General features: G+C 43.3%; 10 protein-coding genes and 1 pseudogene. 5 read left to right on the top strand and 6 right to left on the bottom strand.

All coding sequences use genetic code 11. The features are described 5' to 3' along the window. The first annotated feature begins 81 nt into the window (after positions 1–81). From ACYTXL_RS31815 to ACYTXL_RS31825, 3 genes and pseudogenes are all read left to right on the top strand, one after another. The gene (locus tag ACYTXL_RS31815) at positions 82–1,962 is read left to right on the top strand and encodes a protein kinase domain-containing protein (RefSeq protein WP_461921261.1); all 1,881 of its coding nucleotides are present in this window, start codon (positions 82–84) and stop codon (positions 1,960–1,962) included. Positions 1,963–2,098: 136 nt separating this feature from the next. Next, a pseudogene (locus tag ACYTXL_RS31820) lies at positions 2,099–2,295 on the top strand (hypothetical protein). A gap of 10 nt (positions 2,296–2,305) precedes the next feature. Then, positions 2,306–2,434 carry a hypothetical protein gene (locus ACYTXL_RS31825; RefSeq protein ID WP_461921262.1) on the top strand — a complete coding sequence of 43 codons (129 nt, stop codon included), beginning with the start codon at positions 2,306–2,308 and terminating at the stop codon, positions 2,432–2,434. A 179-nt stretch (positions 2,435–2,613) separates the two neighbouring features. Here the strand turns inward: ACYTXL_RS31825 and ribD are convergent, their stop codons facing one another. After that, a complete protein-coding gene (gene ribD / locus ACYTXL_RS31830) occupies positions 2,614–3,828 on the bottom strand; it encodes a bifunctional diaminohydroxyphosphoribosylaminopyrimidine deaminase/5-amino-6-(5-phosphoribosylamino)uracil reductase RibD (RefSeq protein WP_461921263.1) in 1,215 nt (404 codons plus the stop codon). Positions 3,829–4,807: 979 nt separating this feature from the next. Here ribD and ACYTXL_RS31835 point away from each other — a divergent pair. Next, on the top strand, positions 4,808–5,191 hold the full coding sequence (locus tag ACYTXL_RS31835) for an AIM24 family protein (protein WP_461928095.1): 384 nt from the start codon (positions 4,808–4,810) through the stop codon (positions 5,189–5,191). On the opposite strand, the gene ACYTXL_RS31840 is transcribed toward ACYTXL_RS31835, so the two are convergent. From ACYTXL_RS31840 to ACYTXL_RS31850, 3 genes are all read right to left on the bottom strand, one after another. Beyond that, positions 5,081–6,049, bottom strand: a complete 969-nt coding sequence (locus ACYTXL_RS31840; protein WP_461928089.1) for a glycosyltransferase family 10 domain-containing protein — start codon at positions 6,047–6,049, stop codon at positions 5,081–5,083. The genes ACYTXL_RS31835 and ACYTXL_RS31840 overlap by 111 nt on opposite strands. Before the next feature lie 272 nt (positions 6,050–6,321). After that, positions 6,322–6,633 carry a hypothetical protein gene (locus ACYTXL_RS31845; protein ID WP_461928090.1) on the bottom strand — a complete coding sequence of 104 codons (312 nt, stop codon included), beginning with the start codon at positions 6,631–6,633 and terminating at the stop codon, positions 6,322–6,324. Positions 6,634–6,693: 60 nt separating this feature from the next. Then, a complete protein-coding gene (locus ACYTXL_RS31850; protein WP_461928091.1) occupies positions 6,694–7,293 on the bottom strand; it encodes an MBL fold metallo-hydrolase in 600 nt (199 codons plus the stop codon). Between the two features lie 171 nt (positions 7,294–7,464). Here ACYTXL_RS31850 and ACYTXL_RS31855 point away from each other — a divergent pair, with 171 nt between their 5' ends. Then, on the top strand, positions 7,465–8,673 hold the full coding sequence (locus ACYTXL_RS31855) for a pyridoxal phosphate-dependent aminotransferase (protein ID WP_461928092.1): 1,209 nt from the start codon (positions 7,465–7,467) through the stop codon (positions 8,671–8,673). A gap of 277 nt (positions 8,674–8,950) precedes the next feature. Here ACYTXL_RS31855 and ACYTXL_RS31860 read toward each other — a convergent pair whose 3' ends face one another. Further along, a complete protein-coding gene (locus ACYTXL_RS31860; protein WP_461928093.1) occupies positions 8,951–9,262 on the bottom strand; it encodes a hypothetical protein in 312 nt (103 codons plus the stop codon). Positions 9,263–9,275: 13 nt separating this feature from the next. Further along, a partial coding sequence (locus ACYTXL_RS31865; protein WP_461928094.1) for an IS110 family transposase occupies positions 9,276–10,400 on the bottom strand: 1,125 nt, incomplete at its 5' end.

A 10,400-nucleotide genomic window follows, 5' to 3' on the forward strand; every position in this document is an offset into this window, starting at 1 on the left:
CTGATGTACATTTGAAAAGGGCGATGTCTAACGACAAGCCCAGAGGCGGAGTGTCTTTGGTGTCTACGCTTGTAATTTTTCATGACAATAACCCTGCTGAACAATCGTTATCAAGTTATTCAGGTAATCGGCGCTGGTGGGTTTGGCGAAACCTTTCTAGCAGAAGATGTCCACATGCCTTCTTGCCGTCGCTGTGTGATCAAGCAACTCAAACCGATAACCAATAATGATCCGCAAACCTACCAACTTATTCAACAACGGTTTGAACGCGAAGCAGCAACGTTGGAATATTTGGGTGAAAGTAGTTACCAAATTCCTAAACTCTACGCCTACTTTTCTGAGAACGGGCAGTTTTACCTCGTCCAAGAATGGATTCACGGCCAAACCCTAACAAAAATTGTCGAAGCCAAAGGATTTGAGAGTGAAACTACTGTTCGGCAAATTCTCTTGAGTCTGCTTTCAGTCTTAGATTATGTTCACAGCAAAGGGATTATTCACCGGGATATCAAGCCAGATAACATCATTCTGCGTTCTGGTGATGGCAAGCCAGTTTTGATTGATTTTGGTGCAGTCAAAGAAACAATTCGTTCAGTGGGGAATTCTCCAGGATACCCGACGCGATCGCTAGTCATTGGTACGCCTGGATATATGCCTAGTGAACAAGCCGTAGGCCGTCCAGTTTACGCCACTGATATCTATAGCTTAGGTTTGACGGCAATTTATCTACTGATTGGTAAACATTCACAACAACTACTAACTGATCCCAAAACTGGGGAAATAATTTGGCAGCAGTACGCCCCTAACGTCTCTTCCCAATTTGCGGCGGTAATCAATCAAGCAATTAAGCCTCATGCTGGCGATCGCTACAGCACTGCTAGTAAAATGCTACACGCCTTGCAGTCTGCTACTAATATACCGACTGAGTTAGTTGCAAATACTTCCACAGTCAGTTTTTCTCCCACTGCTACACCGACTCGACAAACTCAGCCATTATATTCCCCACAAAAAAATTCTGCGTTAGCGAAGCTCACCGAAGGTATCGCCCAGTCTGACTCTGGGGGAAACTGGCAAAAACCTGTTGTAATTATTGGTAGTTTACTGGTAGGCGGCTTGGTTGGTGCGATCGCAATTTCTAGCATCACTCGTCAGCAACAACCTGAGATAACTATTGCTACAAGTCCCACCCCATCACCAGAATCTTTGCCCACGACTTCTCCATCTCCCGAACCACCTGTTTCTTCCCAAACTTCTCCAGTTCCAGTTGTACCAATCTCACGACCACAACAGCCAGTAATTCCCGATCCTTTTCCAACCTTTAAGCCCCCAGTTGTATCCACACCACAGCGAAAAAAGAAGCCTGTAATTTTAGATACTCCAGCAGCAGTAGTAGTATCCACACCACAGCCAGAACCAGAGAAGGAGGCGATGCCGGATCTGGGCAATACCAACACAGTTCCCACACCAGAAGCGCGTTCCACCCCACAGAACAAACCGCGCAGTAAATTAGCTGCCACTATTAGCAGAGAAAGCGTTCCCGCATTCCCTACAGGTACAGCAAGAAACATCGTAGAAGCTACCCTCGGCAAACCAAATCAAGATTTAAGAGGCTCATGGGGCAAAACCCGTGCTGTCGTTTACAAACTTGTGCCAGATAAAATTGACCTTGGCTACTTATTTGATCGTAATTCCCAAGTGCTGCGTCAAACTGAGGTATCTTTTGCCCAATCGGTAGACCCACAGGTAATGCAGACTACCTTAAATGGATTGTTAGATGGGCAAGCCACTGAAAAAATTAAGCAGGGACTAAAACAGGTACAACAGCGCCAGTCAGATAATTTTAGTTTCAAGAATGGCTCAGTTAAAGGTCAGATTATCCGCCAAGAATGTGATTTTATTTACATCAGCATTTGGGATGTAGATTTACATGATTTTGTGAGTCCATCGACAGGCAAAAGGTGTTAATTTCCTGGGAAAAGTTGATCTCAAAAGTTAGATTTTAAATTTAGCTTACTTGTCTCAGCTTCTACTTCATGTTGTAAACTGCGATCGTAATTGTGTAATCTGAAGAGAGTTAAGCCAATTATTCCATTGAGGTTTGATGACTCCTACTATGCGTCAGCTTTGCTTTGGTCAGTGGTTGAAACCGCCCAAGCCAAGCTCCTCTTATAACTGGATGATGCTAGTTTGGTGCAGTGGTTAGTGAAACAAACCGAAATGCAAGTGTTGTTAGATTCTAACGAACTTCGTAAGTATTCCTCATTCTCGTTTTATTCAACAGTTGCAATACAAAGCTGAATTAATTGGCATGACTGTTGTGATTAATGAAGAATCTTACACAAGTGCTTCGTCATTTTTGGATTTAGACCCAATTCCGGTTTATAAAAAAGGGGAAAAACATCGCTTCAGTGGAAAGCGTGTTAAACGTGCTTGGTAAAAATCCAAGGACGTTAGACTTATCCACGCAGATGTTAATGGGAGTTTGAACATTACAAGAAAGGTAGTCCCAGCGGCTTTTAGCTTAGGGATAGAGGGTATTGCAGTTTATCCATTCCGATTAACACTTAGGAATTGTGGCTTGAGGACATTTGTCTATAAAGTTACTAACTGTTATTACTATTGACTATTGGCTTTTTGGGGAAAATAACCTTCCACTAAGCAGTCAGAGCCGACTACACGCCAACGAACACGTTCTAGAGACAACGCCTCAGTCATGGTAGTAAAACCTAAATCGCCCACAGGTGTGGGAGCAATGCTACCACCAATGATTTTCGGGGCGATAAATGCTAAAACTTTTTGCACTGCTCCTTGAGCGATCGCACTTGCAGCTAAGATCCCACCACACTCCCACAACACGCTACAAAAACCCCGCTTATATAAGTACGTCATTGCCTTATCGGGTGTAAGTGATGTGAATTTCACTACCTCCACCCCTTTGTCGAGCAACAGTTCTTGAAAATCGGGGTTAGCAGCCTCCTCTGTCAACACCAAAGTTGGAGCATCCGCAGTTTCCCACAGATGGGCGCTTTCCGGTAAGTTGAGATGGCGACTCATCACCACCCGCAGGGGATTATGTACCCCCACCTGATGGCTGGTTAAGTAAGGATTGTCCTGTCGGACTGTATTACCACCGACAATTATTGCATCACAAGCCGCTCGCAGTTGATGTACTTCATTGCGAGCATCTTGGCTTGTCACCCAGGCGCTGTTACCAGAGGTGGTAGCAATTTTGCCATCTAAAGTCATGGCATATTTTAAAATTCCCAAAGGTCGTTTGTAAAGAATGCGATGCACAAAAGCTTCATTTAGCTGATGACAACCTGACTCTTCTACTCCTACCAAGACTTCGATCCCCGCCGCACGTAAACGGGCAATACCACCTCCAGCTACCAGGGGATTGGGATCAAGCATACCCACCACCACTTTTGCTACCCCTGCTTGGATCAACCCTTCCGAACAAGGGGGAGTACGTCCGTAGTGATTGCAAGGTTCGAGGTTGACATAGATTGTTGCACCACGAGAGCCAACGCCTGCGGCCCTCAAGGCAAACACTTCTGCATGAGGCTCACCTGCACGAGGATGAAACCCTTCGCCGACAATCTCGCCATCCTTGACAATCACCGCTCCCACTAGCGGATTTGGGGAAGTGCGTCCTAAAGCGCGGCGAGCAAGTTCTAAACACCGCAGCATCATGCGAGAGTCAAGGTCAGTTCCTACCTTTTCCTTTATAGGAGAATTTGATCCAACTACTGACTCCACTAAAAGTATATTTTCGTGAGTGTGATTTGGTAAGGATGCATCTGTTTGAGCGACCACTGGGGAATTATCCATAATTTTAGACAATATTGTAAATATTCTGCACTCGATCACGCAGCCTTTCCACAGGAGAATCGTGCTTTGCTCCTGATAATTGAAAGAGGCAGGAGGGAGGAAGAGCAAATCACTTATAAGATTCGACACCGGATGATTTGGTCTAAGCAAAAGTTGTGCGAGATTCAAACCCTTGCTCCCTCTAGTCCCGGTAGGAGATAAAAGGCAGTATTCCTCCTGCCTTTCCTGTTAAACAGAATAAAATCCAGGCGCTATGATCTTGCATCGGCCTGTAATATTTTCATTACAATTCTTCTTACTTTTTCATGTATTTGAATCACAATATCCTGTAGGGTAGCATAGCTAGCTCTGCTACCCACACATTTACAGCGTCGCTACAAGTTCCTGACCGAAAAATCGAGCGTTTCCGAACCAGAATACCCAGGCTAGATCGGCAAATCGTAAGGATTCAGGTCATACCAAAATGTCTACAATCGTTTCCTGATAATACTTTCCGGGGATTAACTACAAATTTATATTCTCAATAATAATTACGGAACGCCTATATTTCCGTGCATTATTGCGACTAAAGGTATGTTAATAAGCCAAAGTCAATTTTGAAACTATCTCTGTGACTGGGTTTCAAACACCTGAATCCTTACGGCAAATCAACAGAAAAAATCTCAGCAATTCTAAATTTAAGAATTAGGATGCAGGGAGCATTGCTGAATCAAAACTTGTAAGAGCAGCTTTAAAAAGGCGATCGCATAAAATTGAACTGCTGAGGTGTGTTCGCCGCGATTGCAACCATCAATACTCACTCGGTAACTAGTTCTGTAGCCCCTGTAGCAATCCTGTTAATAAAATCACTATAGTTAAGCTGAGTGATTTTCCTTTAAACCATCTTTAAGACCATACTATGGCTGACTTCAGCAGTGAACCGATACCAGAATTGAGAAATCCCCAACAAACTTTTTATTCGGGTGACTTAAATTTAAGAATGGAAGGAGAAGTAGTACCTGTAGTAGATGTCCATCTGGGACAACAGCAATCAATTTACTTTGAACATCATATTCTACTGTGGAAACACCCCAATGTTCGCCTCGGTGTCAAAGGTTTAAGAGTGGCAGCCAAGCATTTTTTTGCCGGACTGCAAATTTTTATCAGTGAAGCACATGGGCCAGGGAATATTGCTTTCTCCCGTGAAGCCCCAGGACAGATTGTGGTGCTGCAATTAGAGCATAACCTGAGTAACATCTGCGGAATGTGCGTTTTAAGATGCCATTATTTCTTTTATTCTACGAACATTCGTCAAAATAAATTCTTCATATCTATTAACAGATTTAAGCTGTTCATGAACTGTATTGTAAGTATTAATACATAGATTCATGCGAGTCAGGAATTCTTGCTCAGTCATAGTATCGACATAATCAAAGAGATGCTTTGGACTGGGAAACTCACTATAATCTATGAAACTATTTTTAGGAAAATCTTCATATATTTTATTTCCCTGCCCAAAGTAAATTGGCAGACAATAGCAGCGAATACTATCCCAAATTTTTTCAGTGCAGTAATAATCAAAGTTTGTATTTTCAAAGCACAGATTAAAGTTATATGGTTTTAAAATCTCAACTTTTCTGGATATATAGTCTCCTTGTCTTGAACTTTCTAAGGATATATTATCAGGCCAGCCTGGTCCATAAACATCTACTTTCCCTAGTTGATATCCTGCCAATGCTATCTGGGTTCTAAGATACAATAGATCCAATTCCTTATCTGCTCTTTTCAGACTTGTAGTTTTCTGATTATTCCTATATCCTGCAACTATGACAATCTGGCGATTATCTAATCCAGTAAAATTAAATTTATCTAGTGGCTTTAAGGATTCTTTCCAATATTCTCTATAAAAATCATCAAAAAATGGAAGAGTAAAATTATTTACAAATATGTCACCTGTATAAATGTTCATGATGTGGGCATCACCCATTAAGAAAAATCCTCGGTCTATTTTTTTGAATGTGACATCAAATCTCGGTTCATTTGTCCAAACGAGATACTTTTTCTTTTTTCTATAAGCTATTCTTAAAGGTCTGAGAACACGCAGATTAGACGCTAGTATGATGTCGGCTAAACCTATATCTTCTGTCATTTCAATCCCTTGATTTTTAAGGAATCCTAATTCATCTTTAAAAACAAAGGGGGTATATTGCATTGGTAGAACTTTAAATATTTTAATTGTCACTTTAAACTCCTTAAAAATTTTATCGTACACCCCTTAAAAGAAATTCAAAATTTGGATAATTTAGGATACCAAATATTTCTTAAAGGAAACTTGCCGGCGGGAAAAGGTTTAGCGTAGATTCAGAGTATGTCGAGAATAACGCGGTATGTTAGGAATACTGGGGTGCAGGGCAAGCGCATCTTGTCAATAAGAAAGCTTTAATATCAATAAAGACCGAAATAATCGCATTAAGCCCTAGTTATTGATCATAGATTAGGCATCGCTATTAGCCTCTAGAAATAAACCGAACCATAAATTCCTGTTCTATCGTTAAAACACAAAATGTATTTTTTGTCAATTCCATTTGAGATGCGCTTACCCTGCTGCTGGCGGGAATAGCTCAAGTAGCCAAAGTTATACCCAAAATCAAATTTGCCCCATATAACATGGAGGGAGCAACAGCAAGCGATTACAGATATTACACCTGCTTCAATAGTTACCTTTGCATGAATAGCGATCGCATCATTCCCGGATTTCTTTAAGTGATCGCTATTCATCCAGAGTCTGTAAGGGAGCGATCGCGTCCTTTGCGGTTCGTTTCTCAACCCCCTCAAAATTAATGGGACAGACCACTAGCCCTTAAAGTAGGCATCGCCCCCACCCATTTACAACGTGGCTGCAAGTTCCTGTAAGCGATCGCACCCATCGCGGAAGACTGGCCAACCATCTCCCACCAGCACAGCTTCTACCCGACTCAGTTGAGCCAACCTGCGAACAGAAGCAACAGCCTCCTCTCGATTCAGCAGCTTGTCATCTGGCAAAATCGTTAAGCTACCTGCTTTGCGTGCCCGTACTAAGTCCCCTGTGATCAAAGTTGTTTCCTCCAATAACAGAGCCAATTCACCGGGAGTTTTCGAGCCTTGGAGTTCAATCGCCTTAAGTCCTGGTACTAATTCTTCACCATCAGACAGCCAGCGATCGCAATGTATAGGGAAAGTGTCTTTTTCTGCCAGAGGACCGACAATTTTAGCATAGGTTTGATCGGCAATTTCTTTACTTGCCCTGATATGCTCAGAATTCGTCAACACAATCCAAACTACACCACCGAGGGATTTCAGATGATTCCAATCATGGTTTGATAGGGCTACTGGGTCAATCAAGATGTTGCCATCTGGGCGAATCCAGGCAATCCCATTGAAATCAATATTTCTTGCCGGATTGAAATTAGACCAGCTATAGAGATCGGGACGGTGCAAAGATTTCATGATGATTCTGGATCAGTACCTTTAATAATTGACTATTCATCTCAATAATTAAGTATATAGATTATGAGGTTGTATTCCCTCTGGATCTGAAATTTGAATATACTACGATGAATCTATAGATATTATGGATTTGAGCGGATTTAGAGAAATTCCCGCATAACCGCAATAGAGATGAACAAAGGTATAGGGGTGAGTGAGATTGTGCGCCAAAAAATATCAGCCAAGGCAAACCAGTTTAGAGAGTCGGTGATTCGAGAAATGACAAGGGTAGCACTGCAATACGGTGCAGTGAATCTGGCGCAGGGGTTCCCTGATTTTCCCTGTCCCTTGGAGTTAAAACAGGCAGCTTACGAAGCAATAGAGGCAGATGTCAACCAGTATGCCATCACTTGGGGCGATCGCCCCTTTCGTCAGGCGATCGCCAAAAAAGTCCGTTGGTATCTAGGCTTAGATATCGATCCCGAAACCCAAATCACCGTCACCTGCGGCTCCACAGAAGCAATGGCAGCTGTGATGCTGGCGACAGTCGATCCCGGTGAGGAAGTAATTATATTTGAGCCGTATTACGAAAACTACGGCCCTGATGTGATTTTAGCTGGTGCCACACCCCGCTACGTGACACTGCATCCCCCCGATTGGACATTTGATCAAGCACAGTTGCGTCAAGCTTTCAATGCCAATACTAAAGCTATTATTATCAACACACCCCACAACCCGACAGGTAAAGTCTTCACCCGTGAAGAACTCACCTTAATTGCTGAACTTTGTCAAAAGTGGGATGTGTTAGCGTTCACTGATGAAATCTATGAACATATTCTCTATGACGATATTCAACATATCGCCTTAGCGACCCTTCCCGGCATGGAAGAACGCACTGTTACTATCAACGGCCTTTCTAAAACTTACAGCGTCACCGGCTGGCGAGTCGGTTACATTTTGGCAAATCCCGAATTGACAGGAGCGATTCGCAAAGTCCATGATTTCCTCACCGTTGGCGCTCCTGCACCATTGCAACGAGCCGGAGTTGCCGCCATGCAATTGCCACCATCCTATTATAAAGAACTAGCCAAACTTTATCACCAGAAGCGAGAGTGCATTTTACAGATTCTAGATCAAGTTGGCATTCCCTATTTCGTTCCCCAAGGAGCCTATTATGTGCTTGCAGATATTTCCAAATTCGGCTACAAAACAGATATTGAATTCACTTACCATCTAATTAAAGAGATTGGTGTTGCCGTAGTTCCTGGTTCCAGCTTTTTCAGCCAACCAGAAAAAGGACATTCATTGATCAGATTCTGCTTCAGCAAAAGACCTGAGACATTACAATCAGCTAGCGATCGCTTATTCAAATTGCAATCAACTCTACAACCGACATCTTAACATTCTTCTCTTTTCCTGTCGTTTGGCTGGTCATTTTGTTGAAATTTCTCTGTTTTACTGTGTCCAATCCTCCAGCACCAAATCGGGAATTTGAGAGAAATCCTTTTGGTTACGAGTAACCATCACCGCATTTGTTGAAAGAGCGATTGCAGCTATTCACAAATCTTTTTGTAGTCTTTGCAACGCCCAACTATTTCTTGTGAGGTGAGGATCTCACCCTATAAGATTGGAGCAATTTTTGAAACTTCCCTATATGCCGTACATCTCTGCGTTCACTCTAGCAATCTAGGGGATAGGGAGTTGTGGCGATGGACTGGATAATAAGGTCATAGTGCCCAGATATTGCCTCATCCCAAGTTGCGTAGAAGCGTTTTTGGCGATCACAGCTACCTCCGGTTACTAATGACTCAAAAATCTTTGGCTGTTCAACAGTGCCAATATTTATCCCAGTAAATACAGTTGAAACGCTGATGTAACCGTGAATGACAGAAAGGATAACTTGGGTATTGGCGGTTGTGCGCCAGGCAGACCATTCTTCAAAGTCAACAGCAACAGGCGTATGCTCATCTAACTTGTAATAGGGAGTCATAATCTCTATTTTGTCACTCCAAGGCTTTTACTAATTCTCTGAACAACAAACGCGCTCCTTTGGCTGCAACCCGGTTTCTGACAAGTTTCACCGGGCGACCAGCTGCTTTTTCAGTATCTAACTGTTCACCCAAAGTTTTACCAATTTCATTTTTGAGGCGCGATCGCTTGGGTTCAATCCTCGTAAACACCCACTGCCACAAAGATTTCCGACACAAATCTGAACCGCCTACTACTTTAGCTTTGCGGCTATCGCCGGAAGCTTCCAAGCTAGGAGCAGCGCCCAAAGCTTTTTGAAATCTTCTGAGTGAAAGGTGGCGTTTGGTAGGCTTTTTAGAGTTTCGCCCCTGGCGGATTCTCACCTCTGGCTTGCCATTTTCATCCAGGAACCCTTCAATGGGGTAAATCTGGGAAATAATCACTGACGAGAGGCGATCGCCAAACCCAAATCTTTTAAAAACTGTGCGGTAATTCTCAAACTGAGAATTAGCCAGCAGTTCCCTTAGTTCTGCCTCAATGACGTGTTCCTCTCGTTGCAGATCACAGATGCGTTTTGCGTGTTGGCGAACGGTGTCAGTGATGCCCAAACCCACAGATTCTTTGTAAAGGCGGTCATAGCGGGAACTTTTGCGTTCATTTGCAAGCCACCCCCACAGTAGCGGCACTTTACCAGCTTCACCGCGAAGTGAGCGCACTAGTGCCACCTCTGGAAACTGCCACGCCAAATCTTGACGCGCACGATTCATGATCGGGGACTGAACGCGGTTTAGATGTGCCAGCCTAAGCACCAGTTCCCGAATTTTGACAATAGTGCGATCGCGAATTTGGACAAATCGGCGCGGGTCTTTTTGGTAGTCGAAGTAGTAGCACGCCAGCGCCAGAGCATCTGCATCATCATCTTTATCAGGTAATGCCAAATGGTTAGCTCGATAATTTCGTAATTCCTTATGACCGACTAACCGAATTTCTACCCCAGCGCGGGCTAAGTGAGTACCCCAAAGCTTGCTGTAATTGTTGCCGGTTGGCTCTAACAATGCAATATCCGGCTTGAGCGCGAGTAAATCTTGAATACCCTTGGCATTAGCGCTTAAGCAAAAAAACGGACATTCATAATAAAATTGACGTGGATCTTCGGGCTT

The sequence above is a fragment of the Nostoc sp. genome, from assembly GCF_054880495.1.

Excerpts from the sequence above, each read along its gene's own strand:
- ACYTXL_RS31815 (WP_461921261.1), top strand. The coding sequence starts at position 82 with ATGACAATAACCCTGCTGAACAATCGTTATCAAGTTATTCAGGTAATC.
- ACYTXL_RS31825 (WP_461921262.1), top strand. The coding sequence starts at position 2,306 with ATGACTGTTGTGATTAATGAAGAATCTTACACAAGTGCTTCGTCATTT.
- ribD (WP_461921263.1), bottom strand. The coding sequence starts at position 3,828 with ATGGATAATTCCCCAGTGGTCGCTCAAACAGATGCATCCTTACCAAAT.
- ACYTXL_RS31835 (WP_461928095.1), top strand. The coding sequence starts at position 4,808 with ATGGAAGGAGAAGTAGTACCTGTAGTAGATGTCCATCTGGGACAACAG.
- ACYTXL_RS31850 (WP_461928091.1), bottom strand. The coding sequence starts at position 7,293 with ATGAAATCTTTGCACCGTCCCGATCTCTATAGCTGGTCTAATTTCAAT.
- ACYTXL_RS31855 (WP_461928092.1), top strand. The coding sequence starts at position 7,465 with ATGAACAAAGGTATAGGGGTGAGTGAGATTGTGCGCCAAAAAATATCA.
- ACYTXL_RS31860 (WP_461928093.1), bottom strand. The coding sequence starts at position 9,262 with ATGACTCCCTATTACAAGTTAGATGAGCATACGCCTGTTGCTGTTGAC.